This is a genomic window from Pseudosulfitobacter koreensis, from assembly GCF_024733015.1.
Lineage (GTDB): Bacteria > Pseudomonadota > Alphaproteobacteria > Rhodobacterales > Rhodobacteraceae > Pseudosulfitobacter > Pseudosulfitobacter koreensis.
The window spans coordinates 40,118-62,231 of the sequence record NZ_JANKJG010000008.1 but is presented as its reverse complement, the minus strand read 5'-3'; the positions used below and the strand labels follow the sequence as shown (position 1 = coordinate 62,231).

General features: G+C 62.5%; 18 protein-coding genes, 1 tRNA gene and 1 pseudogene. 10 read left to right on the top strand and 10 right to left on the bottom strand.

Annotation, left to right across the window (positions count from 1 at the left end):
• Positions 1 to 14: 14 nt before the first annotated feature.
• A complete protein-coding gene (locus tag NTA49_RS11715; RefSeq protein WP_258294969.1) occupies positions 15 to 488 on the bottom strand; it encodes an acyl-CoA thioesterase in 474 nt (157 codons plus the stop codon).
• Positions 489 to 624: 136 nt separating this feature from the next.
• Between NTA49_RS11715 and NTA49_RS11710 the strand changes: the two genes are divergently transcribed.
• Together NTA49_RS11710 and NTA49_RS11705 are read left to right on the top strand one after the other, a co-directional pair.
• Complete coding sequence (locus NTA49_RS11710) at positions 625 to 2,244, top strand: long-chain-fatty-acid--CoA ligase (protein WP_258294968.1); 1,620 nt, start codon at positions 625 to 627, stop codon at positions 2,242 to 2,244.
• 265 nt (positions 2,245 to 2,509) lie between these two features.
• Positions 2,510 to 2,650: pseudogene (locus NTA49_RS11705) on the top strand (HNH endonuclease); the annotation flags it as partial.
• A 25-nt stretch (positions 2,651 to 2,675) separates the two neighbouring features.
• Here NTA49_RS11705 and NTA49_RS11700 read toward each other — a convergent pair.
• From NTA49_RS11700 to speB, 5 genes are all read right to left on the bottom strand, one after another.
• Positions 2,676 to 3,305: a hypothetical protein gene (locus tag NTA49_RS11700; protein WP_258294966.1), complete on the bottom strand. Its 630-nt coding sequence runs from the start codon at positions 3,303 to 3,305 to the stop codon at positions 2,676 to 2,678.
• A 301-nt stretch (positions 3,306 to 3,606) separates the two neighbouring features.
• A tRNA-Gly gene (locus NTA49_RS11695) sits at positions 3,607 to 3,680 on the bottom strand.
• Positions 3,681 to 3,803: 123 nt separating this feature from the next.
• The gene (locus NTA49_RS11690) at positions 3,804 to 4,640 is read right to left on the bottom strand and encodes a class I SAM-dependent methyltransferase (RefSeq protein WP_258294965.1); all 837 of its coding nucleotides are present in this window, start codon (positions 4,638 to 4,640) and stop codon (positions 3,804 to 3,806) included.
• Positions 4,637 to 6,691, bottom strand: coding sequence for an ASKHA domain-containing protein (locus tag NTA49_RS11685; protein WP_258294964.1), 2,055 nt, complete (start codon positions 6,689 to 6,691; stop codon positions 4,637 to 4,639). Before NTA49_RS11685 ends, NTA49_RS11690 begins: the two co-directional genes overlap by 4 nt.
• 134 nt (positions 6,692 to 6,825) lie before the next feature.
• Complete coding sequence (gene speB, locus NTA49_RS11680; protein WP_258294963.1) at positions 6,826 to 7,782, bottom strand: agmatinase; 957 nt, start codon at positions 7,780 to 7,782, stop codon at positions 6,826 to 6,828.
• Between the two features lie 139 nt (positions 7,783 to 7,921).
• Between speB and guaB the strand changes: the two genes are divergently transcribed.
• From guaB to NTA49_RS11665, 3 genes are all read left to right on the top strand, one after another.
• Positions 7,922 to 9,370, top strand: coding sequence for an IMP dehydrogenase (gene guaB, locus NTA49_RS11675; RefSeq protein ID WP_258294962.1), 1,449 nt, complete (start codon positions 7,922 to 7,924; stop codon positions 9,368 to 9,370).
• A gap of 105 nt (positions 9,371 to 9,475) precedes the next feature.
• Positions 9,476 to 10,633, top strand: coding sequence for an RsmB/NOP family class I SAM-dependent RNA methyltransferase (locus tag NTA49_RS11670; protein WP_258294961.1), 1,158 nt, complete (start codon positions 9,476 to 9,478; stop codon positions 10,631 to 10,633).
• Positions 10,634 to 10,870: 237 nt separating this feature from the next.
• Positions 10,871 to 13,081 (top strand): ATP-binding protein, encoded by a 2,211-nt coding sequence (locus tag NTA49_RS11665; RefSeq protein WP_261368286.1) that lies wholly within the window; start codon positions 10,871 to 10,873, stop codon positions 13,079 to 13,081.
• A gap of 21 nt (positions 13,082 to 13,102) precedes the next feature.
• Here the strand turns inward: NTA49_RS11665 and NTA49_RS11660 are convergent, their stop codons facing one another.
• Entirely contained in the window at positions 13,103 to 13,696 is a 594-nt protein-coding gene (locus NTA49_RS11660; protein ID WP_261368279.1) for a gamma-glutamyl kinase, read from the bottom strand.
• Between the two features lie 200 nt (positions 13,697 to 13,896).
• On the opposite strand from NTA49_RS11660, the gene recA reads away from it, so the two are divergent.
• The 3 genes from recA to NTA49_RS11645 all read left to right on the top strand — a co-directional run bounded on the left by recA (position 13,897) and on the right by NTA49_RS11645 (position 18,060).
• Positions 13,897 to 14,970, top strand: coding sequence for a recombinase RecA (gene recA, locus NTA49_RS11655; RefSeq protein ID WP_261368278.1), 1,074 nt, complete (start codon positions 13,897 to 13,899; stop codon positions 14,968 to 14,970).
• 146 nt (positions 14,971 to 15,116) lie between these two features.
• The gene (alaS, locus tag NTA49_RS11650) at positions 15,117 to 17,771 is read left to right on the top strand and encodes an alanine--tRNA ligase (protein ID WP_258294958.1); all 2,655 of its coding nucleotides are present in this window, start codon (positions 15,117 to 15,119) and stop codon (positions 17,769 to 17,771) included.
• 1 nt (position 17,772) lies between these two features.
• On the top strand, positions 17,773 to 18,060 hold the full coding sequence (locus NTA49_RS11645; RefSeq protein WP_258294957.1) for a DUF1330 domain-containing protein: 288 nt from the start codon (positions 17,773 to 17,775) through the stop codon (positions 18,058 to 18,060).
• 140 nt (positions 18,061 to 18,200) lie between these two features.
• On the opposite strand, the gene typA is transcribed toward NTA49_RS11645, so the two are convergent.
• From typA to NTA49_RS11630, 3 genes are all read right to left on the bottom strand, one after another.
• Positions 18,201 to 20,018, bottom strand: a complete 1,818-nt coding sequence (typA, locus tag NTA49_RS11640) for a translational GTPase TypA (RefSeq protein ID WP_258294956.1) — start codon at positions 20,016 to 20,018, stop codon at positions 18,201 to 18,203.
• A 117-nt stretch (positions 20,019 to 20,135) separates the two neighbouring features.
• Positions 20,136 to 20,456 (bottom strand): DMT family transporter, encoded by a 321-nt coding sequence (locus NTA49_RS11635; RefSeq protein ID WP_408637145.1) that lies wholly within the window; start codon positions 20,454 to 20,456, stop codon positions 20,136 to 20,138.
• A 39-nt stretch (positions 20,457 to 20,495) separates the two neighbouring features.
• Entirely contained in the window at positions 20,496 to 20,954 is a 459-nt protein-coding gene (locus NTA49_RS11630) for an Lrp/AsnC family transcriptional regulator (protein ID WP_258294953.1), read from the bottom strand.
• Between the two features lie 115 nt (positions 20,955 to 21,069).
• Between NTA49_RS11630 and NTA49_RS11625 the strand changes: the two genes are divergently transcribed.
• Both NTA49_RS11625 and NTA49_RS11620 read left to right on the top strand, forming a co-directional pair.
• A complete protein-coding gene (locus tag NTA49_RS11625; protein WP_258294952.1) occupies positions 21,070 to 21,276 on the top strand; it encodes a DUF6356 family protein in 207 nt (68 codons plus the stop codon).
• Positions 21,277 to 21,279: 3 nt separating this feature from the next.
• A complete protein-coding gene (locus NTA49_RS11620) occupies positions 21,280 to 22,071 on the top strand; it encodes a class II glutamine amidotransferase (RefSeq protein WP_258294951.1) in 792 nt (263 codons plus the stop codon).
• The last annotated feature ends 43 nt before the right edge of the window (positions 22,072 to 22,114 follow it).

Sequence of the window (22,114 nt, the reverse complement as noted above, 5' to 3'; positions counted from 1 at the left end):
GGCGGGGCGTACTATTAGTCCGCGCGCGCGCCATCCGCGATCAGCCGGTCGCGGATGTCTTGCGGGATCGGCATGCGCGCAGATCCGTCCTGCGTCAGCAGCACCATCACGCATGAGAATGTCGCACGCACGCGCCCCTCGGCCCAGATCGCCTGGTCCAGGGTCATCGAGGTGGTGCGCAGCGCGGTACAGGTCGTGGTGACGACATAATCGGTGCCCGCGCGGATTTCCTCGACAAAGCGCACCTCGCCCGAGCGGATCACGATGCGCGGGCTGTCGGGATCGTTCAGCTTGCCGATCGCGTACATCTGCATGTGCCGGATGCGCAGGCGTTCAAACCAGACGAAATAACGGGTGTTGTTGACGTGGTTGAGCGTATCGAGATCGTCGTGATGCACGCGGTCGGCCACCGCCAGCGGAGCGGGGGGCGTGATGCCAAGGCGGGTCTGCTGGCCATGATCCAGCGGCTGATGATAGGGAATTTCCATCTGACCACGCGTAAATCTCTGCGCCCACGCTTGCAAGCCCTGCAGTGGCTTGGCACAGTCGGCGCCAACGGGAGGATTGCGAACGCAGGGCGACAGGTCAGGCGACGATCTTCCGTGATCTATCGAGGAGGTTCCGATGCTTGGCCAAATGATGACTGCCCCTTTGACGATTTCCGCACTGGTGGACCATGCCGCGCGCTATCACGGCGACACCGAGATCTTTTCGGTCCAGACCGGCGGCGGCGTCGAAACCACAAGCTGGCGCGATGTGGGGGCCAATGCGCACCGTCTGGGCGACGCGCTGACCAAGCTGGGTCTTGATCCGCAGGCGCGCTGCGGCACCATCGCCTGGAACAACCGCCGCCACCTTGAGATCTACTTTGGCGTGTCTGGCGCGGGCTTTGTCTGCCACACGATCAACCCGCGTCTGTTCCCCGAACAGCTGGTCTATATCATCAACCACGCCGACGATCAGGTTCTGTTCATCGACAAGACTTTCGTGCCGCTGGTGGCCGCGATCCGCGACAAGTGCCCCAACCTCAAGCACGTCGTGCTGATGGAAGGCCGGGATGAAGAGGCGGCCGCCGCTCTGGACGGCCTGCAATTCTATGATGAGCTGATCGCCACGGGCGATGCCGGGTTCGAGTGGCCCGAGTTGGAAGAAAACACCGCCTCGTCGCTGTGCTATACCTCGGGCACCACAGGCAACCCCAAGGGGGTGCTTTATTCGCACCGCTCGACCGTGCTGCACAGTCTGGTGGCGGCACTGCCCGACAGTCTGGACCTGTCCGCGACCAAGCGGGTGCTGCCCGTGGTGCCGATGTTCCACGTCAACGCCTGGGGCACGCCTTATGCCTGTGCGATGACCGGCGCGTCGATGGTGCTGCCTGGTCCCGGTCTGGACGGTGCATCGCTGGTCAAGCTGATCGACGACTACAAGGTTTCGGTCGCTCTGGGTGTGCCGACGATCTGGCTGGGGCTGGTGAACGAGGCGCTGAAATCCGGCAGCAAGCTGGAAACGCTGGAGCGTACCGTGATCGGCGGGTCGGCCTGTCCGCCGTCGATGATCACCGCCTTCCGGGAGAACTTTGGCGTGGAAACGATCCACGCCTGGGGCATGACGGAAATGTCGCCTTTGGGCTCGGTCAACCAGCTGCTGGCCAAGCATGACGCGCTGAGCGATGCGGAGCGCTACAAGATGCGCGAAAACCAGGGCCGTCCGCCGTTCGGCGTGGAGCTGAAGATCGTCGATGAGAACGGCAAGACGCTGCCCAACGACGGCAAGACGCAGGGTGACCTGTATGTGCGCGGGCACTGGATTCTAGACAGTTATTTCCGCCAGACCACCGAAGAAACCCTGACCGACGGCTGGTTCGACACCGGCGACGTGGCCACCATCAATGCCGACGGTTATCTGAGCATCAAGGACCGCTCGAAGGACATCATCAAGTCGGGCGGCGAGTGGATCAGTTCGGTTGATCTGGAGAACATCGCGATTGCCCATCCGAAACTGGCCGACGCCGCGGTGATCGGCGCGCGCCACGAAAAATGGGACGAGCGCCCGGTTCTGGTCGCGGTCAAGGCCGAAGGGCAGGACCCGTCGGAGGAAGACGTGCTGTCGATCTTCGAGGACAAGATCGCCAAGTGGCAGATCCCTGACCGCGTGGTCTTCACCGACGTGCTGCCGCGAAATGCCACCGGCAAAGTGCTGAAACGCACCCTGCGCGAGGAGTTCGGCGACATCCTGATGGATTGAGTGTCGTCGCGGTGCAAAACAGGGGCCGGTGCGGGTGCGCACCGGCCTTTTTGTGTTTGTGGTGGGCGGGGCAATTCTTGCATTGATTGGAAATGGTTAACGGGCTTCTCCTGTGGGGTGTTCGAACATAGGAACCCTGTAGGTTTGAGCGTGCACTGGCCGCATCCCCGGTCGTGCGAGCGTCGCTGCACCGGAGCAAGGGCCGCACATGTCTTGGACGCGCAGTCTTTCAGAAATTACCGTCAACCCCGAGACCGAAGGCCCTGCCACTGATGTCGACCACATCACCCCGCACAAGGGTGACCGTAGGTTGTTCTTTGACCAATCCAACTGGCAGTCGCTGTGCAAATCCTGCCACAGCCGCAAGACAGCCCGCGAGGTTTTCCACGGTGGTGTGGCGGGATAGTGTTTAGCCCCAATAACCTTTCCGTCTATCTGGTGAAGTCGATTATTGTGCGGGAGACGGAAACCAGACCGTTTGGCAGTTCTTTGATCTGAACAAGTTCGACCTTATCGCTATCTGGCTTTTCTAACTTCCACACGTGCGCGTCGTATGTGGCCATGGAAATTCGCCGATCAGACTGGTCTCCAAACATCGGATAGTTGGACGCTTTTCGTTGTTTGAAAAACCAGTCAATAGTAATCGCTTCAGCCTTTAGGTAGTCGCCATGAGCAGCCATACCGCACGAGTAGTAGTTTTCGCCGGTTGTAAAAATAACCGAGCCACCGACTTTTGTGTGCGTATAGATCTCATGTCTTTCACCTTCGCGCTGAAGCTCGGAAATGTTTGCGCCGATGTCAGCAAGGTCTTTCTTGATGGAGCTGAAGTCTGGTTCTGAACCCAAGCAAGAGATGGAAAAGGCACTGAGTGTACTTTCGATGCTTTCAAAAACAATTTGTTCATCGACTGATGCGTCGCTTGAGTTGAGCGGAAGCCTCTCATTGGAAGTTAGATTCGGTTCCTCAGCGGTCAATAGTGGCCATGCGACAGAGGCAACGATAACGAGCACGGCTAGCGCCATTCCAATTTTTGCCTTGAATTCTGGTTTCTTGTTTTGCATTTGTCTTCGCTTTTCAAACGGTTCGCATTTGATCCTGCCGTTGAGTAGCTTCACTTGGCTGACACGACAAGCTCATCGGGCTCTTAGAGCCCGTTTCGCCCCTTGGGGGGGTTCTTAAAAACTCAGCCGTCCGACACAGGACCGGCGGGGGTACATTTCTTATCGTGCGCGCGAAATTGGGGAAAAAGCCCAAGGGTAAAAGCCTTTTGCGGCAATGAAGGAAGGACGAATGAAAGGACGCAAGCCGAACATTGGCACGGTCGTGCCTTTGCCTGCTACAGTGTTTTTGGTGATCTCTGCATGGAGCGGGTAACGAGAATCGAACTCGTAACTAAAGCTTGGGAAGCTGCCGTGATACCTTTTCACCATACCCGCCGCAGGCTGGACTGATAGCGGCTGGTCGGGGGAGCGTCAATCGGGATTGTGAAGGGATCGTTAGGTGTTCGGGTGGCCTGCGATCTGGCTGGTTGCGTGCCCGTCAGCTGCTCGGACAGGTGATCAGACACGTGCGGTGATCAGGTTGATGCGGGCAGGCACCCGCACGCCGCTCTGCGTGTCATAGGCGGAAAATGCCTCTGCGATGCCCGCGCGGATGGCTTTGCGGTCTGCATCTGTCGCGTCGAAGTCGCGCATGATGCCGACGGCAGGCCCGATGTTGCAGCTTTGCTCGGCCAGATCGTCGAGCGTTGCCAGTGCGCCGAGGCGCAGATCGACGGGGGTTACGGTGACATCCAGACCCGCGGCGCTCAGCAGGCGGGTCACGCGGTCGGCGTCTTCGAAGGCGAAGGGGCCGGGCAGGGTGCGGTCCACCTTGGGCGGGGTGCCGAGCCGTTCGCGTGCGACGCGGGCCGGGTCCATGAACCACGGGTTTTGCGCGGCGGGGCCCCACGCGGCCATCACCATCCGCCCGCCGGGTCGCAGGGCGTGGGCGAGATTGGCAAAGGCCGCGGTCGGATCGGCAAAGAACATCACGCCAAAGCGCGAAATCAGCGCGTCGGCGGCCCCTTTGGCAAAGGTGTGATCCTGGGCATCGGCCTCGGTCAGGGTCACGTTGTCGAGATCGGCGGTGCGCTGTGCTGCGAGGTCCAGCATGACAGGCGAAATGTCATAGCCGTGCACGGCGCCACTCGGCCCGACAGTTTCTGCCGCACGCAGGGTCGAGGCTCCGGTGCCGCAGCCGATGTCGATCACTGTTTCACCGGGTTGCAAGTCGGCATGGTTCAGCACCAGATCGAGCACCGGGGCCATGACCGCATCCAGGGCATGCCGGAAGGTGACCCAGTTGCGGCCCGCCTCGGTGCTCCAGAACGTGGCCTGATCCGAATTGCCGCTCATGCGCGCGCGCGTCTGCGACGCCCGCCTTCGGACTTGTCGCCGCCGCCGGTGTTGAAGGTGGCCGTGGGCAGGGTCACGATGGAATTCAGGATCGGGAACGGCTCGACCGAGTTCGGGATCGCGCTGGCGTTCACGAAATGCTCTTGAAAGCGCGGCTCTATCGCGGTTTCGACCTTGTGGATGGCGCGCACGGTTTCCTCGATCTCCATCCGTGCCTCGCGGTTCAGAAGGGCGATGCGGGCGCCGGTGCCCGCGGCGTTGCCTGCCGAGGTCACCTTGTCCAGTGGCGCGTCGGGGATCATGCCCAGGATCATCGCGTGTTTGGGCGAGATATGCGCGCCGAAGGCCCCGGCCAGCACGATGCGGTCCACCTTGTCGACGCCGAATTTGTCCATCAGCAGGCGCGCGCCGGAATAGAGCGCCGCCTTGGCCATCTGGATTTCGCGGATGTCGCGGTTGGTCACGGTGATGCGCGGGCCGCCCCGGTCGGTCGCGTCGTAGACCAGGTATGAGTAGGTGCGCCCGTCGAGGAAACAGCGCGATGTGCCGGTCTGCTCGGGGCTGCCGATCAGGCCGGGGGCGTCGACGATCCCGGCCATGCGCATTTCGGCGACCATCTCGATGATGCCCGAGCCGCAGATGCCGGTGACGCCCGAGGCACCGATGGCCTCGTCAAAGCCGTCCTCGTCGGACCACAGCTCGCAGCCGATGACGCGAAAGCGTGGCTCCTTGGTGACGGGGTCGATCTCGACCCGCTCGATGGCACCGGGGGCGGCGCGCTGGCCGCTGCTGATCTGAGCGCCCTCGAAGGCGGGGCCGGTGGGCGATGAACAGGCGAGAACCTTGTCGCGGTTGCCCAGCAAAATCTCGGCGTTGGTGCCCACGTCGACCACCAGAACCAGATCCTCGGACTTGTCCGGAGCCTCGGACAGGGCCACGGCAGCGGCATCCGCGCCCACATGGCCCGCGATGCAGGGCAGCAGATAGATCCGTGCGGAGGGGTGGATGTTCAGATGCAGATCGTCCGCGCGCAGACGCAGGCTGTTCGATGTGGCCAGCGCAAAGGGGGCCTGGCCCAGCTCGAACGGGTCGATGCCCAGAAACAGGTGGTGCATGACCGGATTGCAGACAAAGACGGCGTCGACGATCAGCGCCTTGTCGATGTTCGCCTCGATGCTGATCTGGGTGAAGAGCGCATTCATCCCCTCGCGCACGGCATTGGTCATCTCCTGCGCGCCCTTGGGGTTCATCATCGAATAGCTGACGCGGCTCATCAGGTCCTCGCCAAAGCGGATCTGCGGGTTCATGATGCCCGAGGAGGCGACCACAACGCCCGAATGCAGATCGCACAGGTGCGCGGCGATGGTGGTCGAGCCGAGATCGACGGCAAGGCCGTAAACCGACCCTTCGTAATAGCCGGGCCAGATGTGCATGATCCGCGGGGCATTCTCGCGGTCGCCCAGGTGGACGGCGACGGTGACCTTCCAGTCGCCCTTGCGCAGGATCGGCTGCATGGATTGCAGAATGTGCAGATCGGCGTGGACGTTTTCCAGCTGCCACTGGTCGCGCAGCGCGTCGCGCAGCCGTTCCAGATCGCCCGAGGGGATGTGCATGTCGGGCTGCTGCACCTCGATGTAATAGAGCTTGGTCGAGGGGTTCATGACGATGTCGCGCGCCTCGGCGCGTTTGCGGACGACCTGCTTGTGGACCTGGCTTTCGGGCGGCACGTCGATCACCACGTCGCCCTGTACCATCGCCTGACAGCCCAGACGGCGGCCGTCGATCATGCCGCGCTTGGATTTATAGCGTTCCTCGACGCTGTTCCAGTCGCTCAGCGCGTTCTCGTGGACGGTGACGCCGTGTTTGGAGAACTGGCCGTAGCCGGGGCTGATCTGGCATTTGCTGCAGATGCCGCGTCCGCCGCAGACACTGTCCAGATCGACGCCCAGCTGGCGCGCGGCGGTCAGGATCGGGGTGCCTTTGGCAAAGCGCCCGCGCTTGCCCGAGGGGGTGAAGACGACGAGTGGATCTTGGGAGGTATCGGTGCTCATGAACGTGCCTTGGCTGAGTGTTGTCGCGAACATAGGCCAGTTGCGTCAAAGCGAAAGGCAGAGAGCGGCAATTATGGTGCTGTTGGCGTCATTTAGCGGCAGGGGTGCGCAGGGCAGGGGCGGTGCGATGCTGCCTACACCGCGCCGCGCGCATGAAAGACGAAGCCCAGCAGGTTCAGCAGGACCTGTGCGGCCAGCACCGAGGTTGATCCCGTGGGGTCGTAATCCGGTGCCACCTCGACCAGATCGACGCCCACCACATCGTGCCCCTGCGCCACGCCCTGCAGCAGCTCAAGCACCTCGTAATACAGGAAACCGCCGTGGCTGGGCGTGCCGGTGCCGGGCGCGATCGACGGGCAAAAGGCGTCGATGTCCAGCGTGATATAGACCCGTGCGCCCGCCGGTATCCGCGCCAGCAGGGCCTGCGTGCCCATCTTGCGCGCCTGCCGGACCGAGACGATGTCGGACCCCATCCTGCGCGCGTCTGCATAGCCTTCGCGCGCGGTGGATGACACGTTGCGGATGCCCACCTGCGTCAGCCCGGTGACATAAGGCTGCTCGGCGGCGCGGCGCATCGGGTTGCCGTGGCCATGGCGCACGCCGTGACGTTCATCGACGAAATCCAGATGCGCGTCGATTTGCAGGATGTGAATGTCGCCCTGATCGTCAAAGGCGCGGATGCAGGGAATGTTGACCGAATGATCGCCCCCGATCACCACCGGCAGGGCACCTGCCTTGAGGGCGGCCCTGACACCTGCCTCGATATTGGCGTGGCTGCTTTCGGTGTCGGTGTGGATGATGTCGGCGTCGCCCATGTCCACGATCCGCACCGAGGCGGGCAGGTAGGTCGCGTCGTCCTCGTGGTCATAGGCACCTGCGTGGCCGAAGCTGAACAGCGTCGAGGCCTCGCGCACGCCGCGTGGGCCGAACCGCGCCCCGGCGCGCCACTGGGTGCCCGCGTCGAAGGGCGCGCCCAGGATGGCCACATCGGCTTCCAGCGCGCCCCAGTCCGGCTGATAGGGACGCTTGCCGAAGGTCGAGATGCCGACAAAGGGAAGGTCCAGCCGTCCGCTGTCATATGAGTTGGCCATGAGGATGCTCCTGTTTTTCGGATGTCGCGTGCAGGGTTACGCAGGCATGGCTGCCATGCAATCGGCCATTTGCCCTTTTCATCCCGACCATCCCGTGAAATAGGAACTTGCCAACCGTAACTCCGATGCGAGGTGTGACATGGAGATTCGCGAGGCCCTTACCTTTGATGATGTTTTGCTGGTTCCGGCTGCGTCCAGCGTGCTGCCCAGCACTGCCGATACGCGCACCTGGGTGACCCGCTCGATCGCCATGAACATACCGCTGCTCAGCTCGGCGATGGACACGGTGACCGAAAGCCGCATGGCGATTGCCATGGCGCAGGCCGGCGGGATCGGCGTGGTGCACCGCAATCTGGACATCGACGCGCAATCGAAAGAAGTGCGACGGGTGAAACGCTTTGAAAGCGGCATCGTCTACAATCCGATCACCCTGCGCGCCGACCAGACGCTGGCCGACGCCAAGGAGTTGCAGGAACGCTACCGCGTGTCGGGATTTCCGGTGGTGGACGAAAGCGGCCGTGTCGTCGGGATCGTCACCAACCGCGACATGCGCTTTGCCAGCGACGACAAGACGCCGGTGCGGGTGATGATGACATCGGACAATCTGGCGATCCTGCAGGAACCTGCCGACCGCGACGAGGCGATCAGCCTGATGAAGGCGCGGCGCATCGAAAAACTGCTGGTGACGGACAGCAAGGGCAAATTGACCGGTCTGTTGACGCTGAAAGACACCGAACAGGCCGTGCTGAACCCGACCGCCTGCAAGGACGAGCTGGGCCGCCTGCGGGTGGCTGCGGCCACGACCGTGGGCGATGCAGGGTTCGAGCGCACGCAGGCGCTGGTCGATGCCGGGGCGGACATGATCGTGATCGACACCGCCCATGGCCATTCCGAAGGCGTGGCCGAGGCCGTGCGCCGCGCCAAGACGCTGTCGGGCGATTTTCAGGTGGTCGCGGGCAACGTGGCCACGGGTGCTGCCGTGCGTGCGCTGATCGATGCGGGCGCGGACGCGGTCAAGGTGGGCATCGGCCCCGGTTCTATCTGCACCACGCGCATGGTCGCAGGAGTCGGCGTGCCGCAACTGACCGCCATCATGGACTGTGCGGCGGCTGCGGGCGACGTGCCGATCATTGCCGATGGCGGCATCAAGTTCTCGGGCGATTTCGCCAAGGCGATTGCGGCGGGTGCGTCCTGCGCGATGGTCGGCAGCATGGTCGCGGGCACCGACGAATCCCCCGGCGAGGTGATCCTGTACCAGGGCCGCACCTTCAAAGGCTATCGCGGCATGGGGTCTCTTGGCGCAATGGCGCGCGGTTCTGCCGACCGCTATTTCCAGAAGGACGCGGCCAGCGACAAGCTGGTGCCCGAAGGGATCGAAGGTCAGGTGCCTTACAAGGGAAGTGCCAATGCGGTGATCCACCAACTGGTGGGCGGCCTGCGCGCGGCGATGGGTTATACCGGCTGCGCGACCGTGGCCGAGATGCGCAAGAACTGCACCTTCGTCAAGATCACCAACGCGGGGCTCTCCGAGAGCCACGTGCACGACGTGCAGATCACCCGCGAAAGCCCGAACTACCGCATCGGATAACCCTTGGCGCACCTGTCCGGGCAATCGGGCCGGTGCGCCGCCACTCTACCAATTGGATATGTATTTCATGACTTTGACCGACGTTCTTCATTCGCGGTGCCACCAATGACCCCCGGAGCACGGGTCGCCGCGTCGATCGAGATCATTGACGATATCCTGGCCGGTCAGGCCGCCGAACAGGCGCTGACCCGCTGGGCGCGCAACAGCCGTTTTGCAGGCTCCAAGGACCGTGCCGCCATCCGCGATCTGGTCTTTGCCGCCCTGCGCACATGGCGCAGCGATGCGGTGCTGGGCGGCGGCGAAGATGGCCGCGCGCGCATGATCGGACGGCTGCGGGCCGACGACGCGGACATCGACGCGCTGTTCGATGATGCGGGCCACGCCCCCGCACCGTTGACCGACGAGGAACGTCAGGCGGGCGCGACACCGACCGAGATCGGCGACCGCTGGAACCTGCCCGAGTGGCTGCTGCCGCAATGGCAGGCTGCCTTGGGCGATGATGCCGAAGCGATTGCCCTGATCGCCCAGGACCGTGCGCCGATCACGCTGCGCGTCAACACGCGCGTGTGTTCGGTAGCCGACGTGCAATCTGCGCTGGAATCCGAGCAGGTCCTGACCGAAGCCAACAGTCTCAGCCCCACCGCGCTGACCGTGCTGTCGAACCCGCGCCGCGTGCGCCAGTCGCAGGCCTATATCGACGGCTGGATCGAAATGCAGGACGCCGCGAGCCAGGCTGTGGTGGATGCGATCCCCGACGGCACGCGCGCGCTGGATTATTGCGCGGGCGGCGGCGGCAAGGCGTTGGCCCTGGCCGCGCGCGGCTTTACCGTCTGGGCGCATGACATCGCGCCGGGTCGCATGGCCGATATCCCTGATCGCGCCGAACGTGCGGGCGTGCAGATCCGCGTGGTGGCCCCCGATCAGCTGCCCGCCAAGGAAAAGTTCGATGTGGTGCTCTGCGATGCGCCCTGTTCCGGCAGCGGTGCCTGGCGGCGCAGTCCCGAAGGCAAATGGGCCTTGACCCAGCAGCGTCTGGACGAGTTGAACGGCATCCAGGACGAAATTCTGGACACCGCGATGGGCCATGTGACGCCCGAGGGCACGCTGGTCTACGTCACCTGTTCGGTGCTGACCTGCGAGAATGAGGACCGGATCGACGCGTTTCTGGCGCGTCATGCGGGCTGGACGTGCAGCTTTCGCAAGCGCTGGACCATCAGCGCCGAGGGCGACGGTTTTTTCACCGCACACTTGACGCGGGGCTGATCGCGCTTCTACTGTTTTTTCACGGAAGACAGGCGGACGGGCGCCTTAAATGCCCACCTACCCGACGCAGTTAATCTGCGATTAATCGTTTTCGCGCGACAAGTGACGCAACGATTCGAGCAAAAGGGTAGCGTTTTGCAAAACAACGCACTGACCACGGGACCTTTGGGACCATTTCCCGATTTCAGCGCCGCGCGCCTGCGCAGTCTGGTGATCGCGGCTGCGGTGCTGGGGGTGATGGGTGCACTTTCACCCGCAGGCGTGGTTCAACTGGCCACCTCAGCCGCCGCGATGACGATTTTCGCGTTTTTCGTGCTGCTGGTCGCGATCACCCGTCGCCGCAAGGCACGGCGCGCGATGGCCTTTTCGGTGATGTCGTCGTTTACGGAAAAAGATGCCTCGCCCAGTCTGGTAACCGATGGCGATGGCGGGGTCACATCCATGAACGCCGCGGCGCGCGCACGTTTCGACAGCCAGGCGGGCCTGAGCCTTGCCGGACTTTTGCGCGATACATTCGCCAATCCGGGCGGTATCACCTATCGGCTGAAACTGACCGCCGACGCCGAAGGGTCCGCGCGCGAGGATATCGTGACGCGCAAGGGCCAGATCCGTCTGGCGGTGCACGTGATGGGCCCCGACGCCTATCTGTGGCGGATCGAAGCCATACCGGATGAGGCGACCTCGAAGGGGCACGAGGAACCGGGACTGGCGATGCTTATGGTCGGACGCACCGGCGCGATCCTGTTCATGAACGACGGCGCGCGTGCCCTGATCGGTCACCGGGCCAAGACGCTGGACCGTGTGTTTCCCGCAGGCCTGCCCGCGCCGGGCGACGTGGCCTTGCTGTCGACCCAGACCGGAACGCTGCGCTGTGCGGTGTCTGACATCGACGGCGGCGCGGGGCGGCGTGCGCTGTACCTGCTGCCCGTGGAGCAGCCCGAGCCGCCCGACGCCCCGGTCGACACCTGGGCTGCCTTCGAAAGACTGCCGGTGCCGCTGGTTCTGGTCACGCCCGAGGGGATGGTGCAGGGGTGCAACAGATCCGCGACCGCGCTTGTGGGGGAGAGCATGGCCAAGGGCGCGCATCTGTCGTCGTTCATGGAAGGGCTGGGGCGACCCATTGCCGACTGGCTGGCCGAAACGATCGCTGGCCGCGCAGTGCAGCATTCGGAATTCCTGCGGCTGAAGCGCGCGGACAAGGAGATGTTCGTTCAGGTCACCCTGAACCGCGTCACCGAGAATGGCGTCGCAAGCGTGATTGCGGTGCTGACCGACGCCACCGAGTTGAAAACGCTTGAGGCGCAATTCGTGCAAAGCCAGAAGATGCAGGCTATCGGCCAGTTGGCAGGCGGAATTGCGCATGATTTCAATAACCTGCTGACTGCAATCTCGGGCCATTGCGATCTGCTTTTGCTGCGTCACGACCACGGCGATGCCGACTATGGCGACCTCGTGCAGATCAACCAGAACGCCAACCGCGCCGCGGCGCTGGTGGGGCAACTGCTGGCCTTTTCACGCAAACAGACCCTGCGCCCCGAAATGCTGGACATGCGCGACACGCTGTCCGACCTTACGCATCTTCTCAACCGTCTTGTGGGCGAAAAGGTGACGTTGACGCTTAGCCACGATCCGATGTTGCAAGCCATCCGCGCCGACAAACGCCAGCTTGAACAGGTACTGATGAACCTGGTGGTCAACGCCCGTGACGCGATGCCCGATGGCGGGGAGATCCGCATCGAGACGGAATGCGTCACCCTGAACGAACCGATGACGCGCGACCGCGTCACGGTGCCGGGAGGGCAATATGTGGCGGTGCGCGTGGTGGACCGGGGCATCGGCATCGCACCCGACAAGCTGCAAAAGGTGTTCGAGCCGTTCTTTACCACCAAAAGCACGGGCGAGGGGACGGGCCTGGGCCTGTCGACGGCCTACGGTATCGTCAAGCAGACGGGTGGTTTCATCTTCGTCGACAGCACCGAAGGCGAGGGGACCTGTTTCACGCTTCTGTTCCCGGTGCTCGAAGGCGCACCATTGCCCGTCGAGAGGGCGGTGGCACTGGCCGCACCCGCCAGCCCGAGCCACGGGGACGGCGTGATTCTGCTGGTCGAGGACGAGGCCCCGGTGCGCGCCTTTGCAAGCCGCGCCTTGCGGCTGCGCGGCTATACGGTTCTGGAGGCGGACTGCGCTGAATCTGCATTGAAGACACTGGAAGACGCCGACCTGAACGTCGATCTGTTCGTCACGGACGTGGTGATGCCCGGCAAGGATGGCCCAAGCTGGGTGCGCGAGGCTTTGAAATCACGCCCCGAAGTGCGCGTGGTCTTCGTATCCGGCTATGCCGAAGACCGTTTGAACAACGATCAGGCGTCGATCCCGAATTCCGTTTTTCTGCCCAAACCGTTTTCTCTCGATCAGTTGACCGAGACGGTTCACAAGCAGTTGCACTAGCCACCTCCACGAGGCCGAAAATCAGCCGATGCTGTCGTAAAGATCGAACTCATCAGAAAACTTCCGCCGGAAACGCTCTGACACGTCCGCCGACAACGCGAGCGGCATCTCGGGCGAGACATTCTCGCGGCTGAGGTTCAGCGTCACATCCAGACGCTCTGACAGGAATGACTGCAAGCGCGGCTGGTCTTCGTAGCGAAACAGATGGGTGACCCCAACGCCGTTGGGTTGGGCTTCGAGAAATTTGAACTGACTGCCGACATCGGCAAATCCCGGTTTCTTCCCCTTCATGTAGGCCTGGACGAAGTCGTCAAAACTGATGCCATGGGTCGCATTGGGCTTGCCCGCCATGAACGGCCGCTGGCGATACCGCCACCAAGAGCCAAGCCAGCTGATCGGCTCGCGCATCACCGCCATCACCTCAAGCTCCGCATCGCAGACTTTCAGAAACATCGGCCGCACGAAGCGATTGTAGCGATAGACCGGCGCGTGTTTCAGCATCGGCGGCTCAGAGATCACCATATCCGCGCGTGGACGCAACGCAGTTTCGTAAGCCGTGGTGCCGGTCTTGGGCACAGACAAAAACGCAAGACGTTCTTTAAAGAAAACAAGCATTTACCGCAATAACCCCAAAGCCGCCGACCAAATTTCAAACCGTTCACCACTCTTTAACAACTATTGCCCCAAAGTAGGACAAGAAAAATTAGATTGTAATGTTCTCATTTTGTCCTCATATAGAACGTAATAAGAACATCGACGCAGCACAGGCAGCGATTGCCGCCCCCTTCGGGGTATGACACTAAGGGACGATATCAATGGCAACGGCAGATCTTTTGACAATGGACAGCAAGAAGAACGCGGACAAGCAAAAGGCGCTGGACAGTGCCCTGGCGCAGATCGAACGGCAATTCGGCAAGGGCTCGATCATGAAGCTGGGCGCGGAAGGCGCAGTCCAGGACATCACCGCCAGCTCGACCGGTTCGCTTGGTCTGGACATCGCGCTGGGGATCGGCGGCCTGCCGATGGGGCGTATCATCGAGATCTATGGTCCTGAATCCTCGGGCAAAACGACGCTGACCCTGCATTGCATCGCCGAGCAGCAAAAGGCGGGCGGCGTCTGTGCCTTTGTCGACGCAGAACACGCGCTTGATCCGCAATATGCCCGCAAGCTTGGCGTGGATATTGACGAGTTGCTGATTTCGCAGCCCGACACCGGCGAACAGGCGCTGGAGATCACCGACACCCTCGTGCGTTCGGGCGCGGTCAACATGGTCGTGGTCGATTCGGTCGCGGCCCTGACGCCAAAATCCGAGCTTGAGGGCGACATGGGCGACAGCAGCGTCGGCGTTCAGGCCCGTCTGATGAGTCAGGCCATGCGCAAACTGACCGGCTCTATCAGCCGCAGCAACTGCATGGTCATCTTCATCAACCAGATCCGGATGAAAATCGGCGTCATGTTCGGCTCACCGGAAACCACGACCGGCGGCAACGCGCTGAAATTCTACTCGTCCGTGCGTCTGGACATCCGCCGCATCGGCGCGCTGAAGGATCGTGACGAAGTGGTTGGCAACGCCACCCGCGTCAAGGTCGTGAAGAACAAGGTCGCCTCGCCGTTCAAACAGGTGGAATTCGACATCATGTATGGCGAAGGCATCTCGAAAATGGGCGAACTGCTGGACCTGGGTGTCAAGGCCGGTGTCGTCGAGAAATCAGGTGCCTGGTTCAGCTATGGCGACGAACGCATGGGGCAGGGCCGTGAGAACTCCAAGCAGTTCCTCAAGGACAACCCGTCGATTGCCTACGACATCGAGGACAAGATCCGTGCTGCACACGGGCTGGATTTCGGAGTGCGTCCCATCGGGGGTGATGACGATCTGGTCGAAGGTTAACCGCCCCAGAACCACCTGATTTTTGACAAGGCGCGCCCTCCGGTGCGCCTTGTACGTTTTGGCCGCTCTTTGCATGGTGGACAGCGGCAGAATGGGCGGGTATCCCATCGCAAAGCCACATTCCGCGCCAAAAAGGCCCAGTCCATATGCCCACGTTGAACGACATCCGATCCACCTTTCTGAACTTTTTCGAAAAGCAGGGGCATCAGATCGTGCCCTCCAGCCCGCTTGTCCCGCGCAACGATCCGACGCTGATGTTCGTGAACTCGGGCATGGTCCAGTTCAAGAACCTGTTCACCGGCGTCGAGACCCGCGATTACAACCGTGCGACCAGCGCGCAGAAATGTGTGCGCGCGGGCGGCAAGCACAATGACCTGGACAATGTCGGTTATACGGCGCGGCACCACACGTTCTTTGAAATGATGGGCAATTTCAGCTTCGGCGACTATTTCAAGGAACAGGCGATCACCTATGCCTGGGAGTTGCTGACCAAGGGGTTCGGCATTCCGGCGGAACGTCTGCTGGTGACAGTCTTTCACACCGATGATGAGGCTGCGAACATCTGGAAAAAGGTTGCGGGCCTGACCGATGACCGGATCATCCGCATTCCGACGTCGGATAACTTCTGGCAGATGGGCCCGACCGGCCCCTGCGGCCCTTGTTCCGAGATTTTCTACGATCACGGCGACCACATCTGGGGGGGCCCTCCGGGCTCGCCCGAAGAGGACGGCGACCGCTTCATCGAGATCTGGAACATCGTTTTCATGCAGAACGAGCAGTTCGAGGACGGCTCCATGACGCCGCTGGACATGCAGTCGATCGACACCGGCATGGGGCTGGAGCGGATCGGCGCGCTGCTTCAAGGCAAACACGACAACTATGACACCGATCTGATGCGCAATCTGATCGAGGCCAGCGCTGATGCGTCCAGCAGCGATCCCGATGGACCCGGCAAGACGCACCACCGCGTGATTGCCGACCACCTGCGCTCGACCTCGTTCCTGATCGCCGATGGCGTGATGCCGTCGAATGACGGGCGCGGCTATGTGCTGCGGCGGATCATGCGGCGCGCGATGCGCCATGCGCATTTGCTGGGCGCGAAGGATCCGATGATGCACCGGCTGGTGCCGGCATTGGTGCGCCAGATGGGTGCCGCCTATCCCGAACTCGGGCGGGCGCAGGCGCTGATCACCGAAACGCTCGAACTTGAAGAGACGCGGTTCAAACAAACGCTGGAACGCGGGTTGAAGCTGCTGGACGATGAGCTGACCGGGCTGCCGGAAGGCGCCGCATTGTCCGGCGCTGCGGCGTTCAAACTCTACGATACCTTCGGCTTTCCGCTCGATCTGACGCAGGACGCCCTTCGTGAAAAAGGCCGCAGCGTCGACACCGAAGGCTTCGACAGCGCGATGGCAGAGCAAAAGGCCAAGGCGCGCGCGGCCTGGTCCGGCTCTGGCGAAGCGGTGGACGCGACCGTGTGGTTCGACGTGGCAGACACGGCGGGCACCACCGATTTCCTCGGTTACGACACCGAAACGGCCGAGGGTCAGATCGTGGCGCTGGTGCAGGATGGCGCGCGCGTCGACGATGCGGGCGAAGGGCAGACCGTGCAGATCGCCCTGAACCAGACGCCGTTCTATGCAGAAAGCGGCGGGCAAGTGGGCGACACGGGCGTGATCCGAACCGACACGGGCATCGCGCGCGTGACCGACACGCGCAAGACTGCGGGCGTTTTCACGCATGTTGCGACTGTCGAAAAAGGCAGCATTGCCAAGGGGCAATCGGCCATTCTTGAAGTGGACAATGCTCGCCGCACGTCGATCCGTGCCAACCACTCGGCAACGCACCTGCTGCACGAGGCGCTGCGCAATGCGCTTGGCGAACATGTGGCGCAGCGCGGCTCGTTGAATGCGTCTGACCGGCTGCGGTTCGATTTCAGCCACGCGAAGGCTCTGAGCGCCGAGGAACTGGCGCAGGTCGAGACCGAGATCAACACCTACATCCGCCAGAACGCGACGGTCGAGACGCGGATCATGACACCCGACGATGCCCGCGCGATCGGAGCGCAGGCGCTTTTCGGCGAGAAATATGGCGATGAGGTGCGCGTCGTCTCGATGGGCCGCTCCGACACCGGCAAGGGTGGCGACGGGCAGACCTATTCGATCGAGCTTTGCGGTGGCACTCATGTGCGCCAGACCGGCGATATCGGCGCCTGCGTCATCCTGGGTGACAGCGCCAGCAGTGCCGGTGTGCGCCGGATCGAGGCGCTGACCGGGGCCGAGGCGCTGGCCTATCTGCGCAGCCAGGACACACGTCTGGTCGCCGTGGCGGACATGCTGAAAGCGCCTGCGACCGAAGTGCCGGACCGTGTGCGCGCGTTGATGGACGAACGCAAGGCGCTGACCAACGAGGTGGCGCAGCTGCGCCGCGAACTGGCGATGTCGGGCGGTGGCAAGGCCGAGGCGCAGGCCGAAGATGTGAACGGGACGGCTTTCATTGCGCAGGTGCTGAACGGTGTCACGGGCAAGGATCTTCCGGCCCTGATCGACGCCCACAAGGATCGCATCGGCTCTGGCGCGGTTCTGCTGATCGCCGACGATGGCGGCAAGGTCGCCGTGGCCGCCGGCGTGACCAAGGACAAGGTCGACACCATCAGCGCGGTCGATCTGGTCAAGGCCGCCGTGGCGGAGCTGGGCGGCAAGGGCGGCGGTGGCCGGGCCGACATGGCGCAGGGCGGCGCCAAGGATGCGGGCAACGCAGATGCAGCAATCAACGCGGCAAAAGCCGTCATCGGAGGATAACATGCCCGCACTTTGGATCGCACATGTCACAGTGACAGACGAAGAAGCCTATGCGAAATACGCCAAGCTCGCTGGCCCGGCCATCGCGGCCCACGGCGGCAGTTTCATCGCGCGCGGTGGCCGTTTTGTTCAACTCGAAGGCAAGGAGCGCCCCCGCAACGTAGTCGCGCGCTTTCCCGACGTTGAGACTGCCGAGAAATGCTATCACTCCGATGCCTACCAAGAGGCACTGTCCCACGCCCGCGGCGCGTCAGAGCGGGAATTGCTGATCGTCGAAACCTCGGACTGACCGCCAGCTTCTTTTGGCCAGAAATATCCCGGGGGAATTGGCCTGCAAGGCCAAGGGGGCAGCGCCCCGACGAACCCCGGCAGAGATAAAAAAAGGCGCCTCGTTACAGGGCGCCTTTTTCTTGTTCTATCTTGCAGAAATTAAGCCGATTTCGCCATTCGCTTGCGCTCGTGCGGGTCCAGATAACGCTTGCGCAGACGGATCGCGTTTGGCGTCACTTCGACCAGCTCGTCGTCGTCGATGTAGGCAATCGCCTCTTCCAGCGAAAGCGTGACGGGCGTGGTAAGGCGCACGGCCTCATCCGTGCCGGAGGCGCGCACGTTGGTCAGCTGCTTGCCTTTCAGCGGGTTCACTTCCAGATCGTTCTCGCGCGTGTGCTCGCCGATGATCATGCCGGTATAGACGGCTTCCTGCGCGCCGATGAAGAACTTGCCGCGGTCTTCCAGTTTCCACAGCGCATAGGACACCGAGGTGCCGTTTTCCATCGAGATCAGAACACCTGCGCGACGGCCCGGAATGACGCCCTTGTGCGGGGCCCAGCTGTGGAACACGCGGTTCAGAACGCCGGTGCCGCGTGTGTCGGTCAGGAATTCGCCGTGATAGCCGATCAGACCGCGCGAAGGCACATGGGCCACGATGCGGGTCTTGCCGGCGCCTGCGGGTTTCATTTCGACCAGTTCGCCCTTGCGTGCGCCGGTCATCTTTTCGATGACCGCACCCGAATATTCGTCATCCACGTCGATGGTGGCTTCTTCGATGGGCTCGTGACGTACGCCGTCGATGTCCCGAAACAGAACCTGCGGACGCGATATCGACAGCTCGAAGCCTTCGCGGCGCATGTTCTCGATCAGAACGCCCATCTGCAATTCGCCACGGCCCGCAACCTCGAAGGCCTCGCCGCCGGGAGTGTCGCTGATCTTGATGGCGACGTTGCTTTCGGCTTCCTTGTGCAGGCGGTCGCGGATGACGCGGCTTTGCACTTTCTTGCCGTCACGGCCTGCCAGCGGGCTGTCGTTGATGCCGAATGTAACGGTGATGGTGGGCGGGTCGATCGGCTGGGCCGGGATCGCCTCGGTCACGGAGGCATCCGCCAGCGTGTCGGCCACGGTCGCCTTGGTCATGCCTGCGATCGACACGATGTCACCGGCTTCGGCGACGTCGATGGCGGTCTGGTCCAGCCCGCGAAACGCCAGGATCTTGGTGCAGCGGAAGCTTTCGATCAGCTTGCCGTCACGCGACATCGCCTTGATCGTCTGGCCCGCCTTGACGGTGCCGGATTCGACACGGCCGGTCAGCAGGCGACCCAGGAACGGATCGCCGCCCAATGTGGTGGCCAGCATGCTGAACGCCTGATCGGTATTGGCGACCTGCTTTGGGGCTGGCACGTGGCTCAGGATCAGGTCGAAGAGCGCGTCCAGACCCTTGCGTGGGCCGTCCAGTTCCATATCGGCCCAGCCGTTGCGGCCCGAGGCGTACATGGTCGGGAAATCCAGCTGCTCGTCGGTCGCGTCCAGGTTGGCGAACAGATCAAAGCATTCGTCCAGCGCGCGGTCGGGCTCGCCGTCGGCCTTGTCGACCTTGTTGACCACGACGATGGGGCGCAGGCCCAGTTTCAACGCCTTCGAGGTCACGAATTTGGTTTGCGGCATCGGGCCTTCGGCGGCGTCGACCAGAAGCACCACACCATCGACCATCGACAGGATGCGTTCGACTTCACCGCCAAAGTCGGCGTGGCCGGGCGTGTCGACGATGTTGATCCGCGTGCCTTTCCATTCCACCGAGGTGGGTTTGGCAAAGATCGTGATGCCGCGTTCGCGTTCCAGATCGTTGCTGTCCATCGCGCGTTCGGTTGTCGCCTGATTTTCGCGATAGGTGCCCGATTGTTTCAGCAATTCGTCGACCAGTGTTGTTTTTCCGTGGTCAACGTGGGCGATGATTGCGATGTTGCGCAGTTCCATTGGGTCAGCCTTTAAGGGTAAGTTGCCGCGCGCATACCGTGCGGGTGCAGCAAAGGCCAGTGAAAAAGGGGTATGCGGCGCTTTGTCGGCGACAGTTGCCGCAAAAAGACCGTCAGATCAGTGCGGCGTGCTGTTTGAAAACAGGTGAATCACCAGAATGCCCGCGATGATCATGCCCAGACCTGCGAGCGCCGGAAGGTCCAGCCGCTGATTGAACAGCACGAACCCGATGCCCGCGATCATCACGATGCCGAGACCCGACCAGATCGCATAGACGATCCCGACGGGCATCACCTTGAGCACCAGCGACATGAAATAAAAGGACGCCGCATAGCACAGGATCACCGCCACGGACGGCCAGAGCCGCGAGAACTGCTGCGATGCCTGCAAAGCCGTGGTGCCGAGGGTTTCGGCGGCGACTGCGATGAACAGCCAGATATAGTGGGGAGGCAAGGGGTGATCTTCCTTTTGCGGGGCTCAGAGCGGCAGGGCCGTGCTGTCCTTGATGTCTTCCATGACGAAGCTGGCCGAAATATCCGCCACGGGCAAGCGCGCGATCAGCTGTTGGTAGAGCCGGTCATAGCCTGCCATGTCGGCCACGCGGGCGCGCACCAGATAATCCAGATCACCGGTCATGCGGTAAACGCTGAGGATGCCGGGAATGGCGTTCACCGCTGCAGAGAACCTGGCCTGCCAGTCGGGATCGTGGCTGCCCGTGCGGATCTGCATGAAGACCATCAGCGGCAGGCCGATCTTGGCGGGGTCCACCAGCGTCACGCGGCCGGTGATGATCCCTGCGTCTTCCATCAGACGGATGCGGCGCCAGCAGGCGTTGCGCGACAGTCCCACCACATCGCTGAGCGTGTCCAGCGACTGGCTGGCATCGCGTTGCAGTTCACACAGCAGGCGGGTATCTATGTCGTCCAAATTCAACATAAAGCCCACATACTGTGGATTTCCTCCCAGCACAACAGCCGATCTCGATTAATTTTGGGACCTATTCCAGCCCTGGCTGGGGCATATTGGCCGCACCGAAAACAGGAGCAGACCCATGATCGCACGTATTTTCCTCAGCCATCCCCGCGCCGTCGACGAAAGCTATTTCGAACATCTGCTGTTCGCGGGACGCTTTGCGGTGCGCTTGTTCGCGGCAGGCGGTGCGGCGCTGGTTCATGCGGTTATTCCCTGTCTGTTCGAAAAGACCGCCAGCCGGATGATTGCCCAAATGTATGCGCAGACCCACAACCGGGGTCAATGACGCATGTGTCGCTGGGCGGCTTATATTGGTGCGCCGATCTTCATGGACGGGCTGGTCACCAGCCCCGGTCATTCACTGGTGCACCAGTCGCGTGCGGCTAGTGAATGCAAGACGGCCCTTAACGGTGACGGTGTCGGCGTCGCCTGGTACGGCGAGCGGGCCGAGCCGGGGCTGTACCGCGACGTCTATCCCGCGTGGTCCGATCCCAACCTCAAGGCGCTGTGCACGACGGTGAAAAGCCACGCGTTCATGGCACATGTCCGCGCGTCGACCGGATCGGCCACCAGCCGCAACAACTGCCATCCCTTCGCCTGCAGGCGCTGGAGCTTCATGCACAACGGGCAGGTGGGCGGGTTCGACCGGTTCCGCAGACTGGCGGATATGGGCGTTTCGGATGCTCTGTATCCTCATCGGCGTGGGGCGACGGACAGTGAATTGCTGTTTCTCTATGCAATCGAGGAAGGGCTGGAGCGCGCGCCCGAGCTGGCGATGATCGCGGCACATGCGCGGCTGGAGGCGATGTCGCGGGCCAATGGCACCACGCCGCATCTGCGGTCGTCGGCGGCGTGGATGGACGGAGAGCGGCTGTTCGTGCTGCGTTATTCCACCGATCACATCGCGCCCACGGTCTATTACCGGCGTGGTCCCGACGATCTGGGTTGGTTCGTGGTGTCCGAGCCGCCGGAACTGGGGCAGGCGGGCTGGACCGAACTGCCAGCGGGGCATCTGGCGGCATTTTCGAACGCGGGTGTCGTCCTCACGCCCATGTCGGAGACTGTCGCGACCGCTGCCTGATAGGAGACGAAAAAGGCCGCCTTTGAAGGGCGGCCTTTGCGTC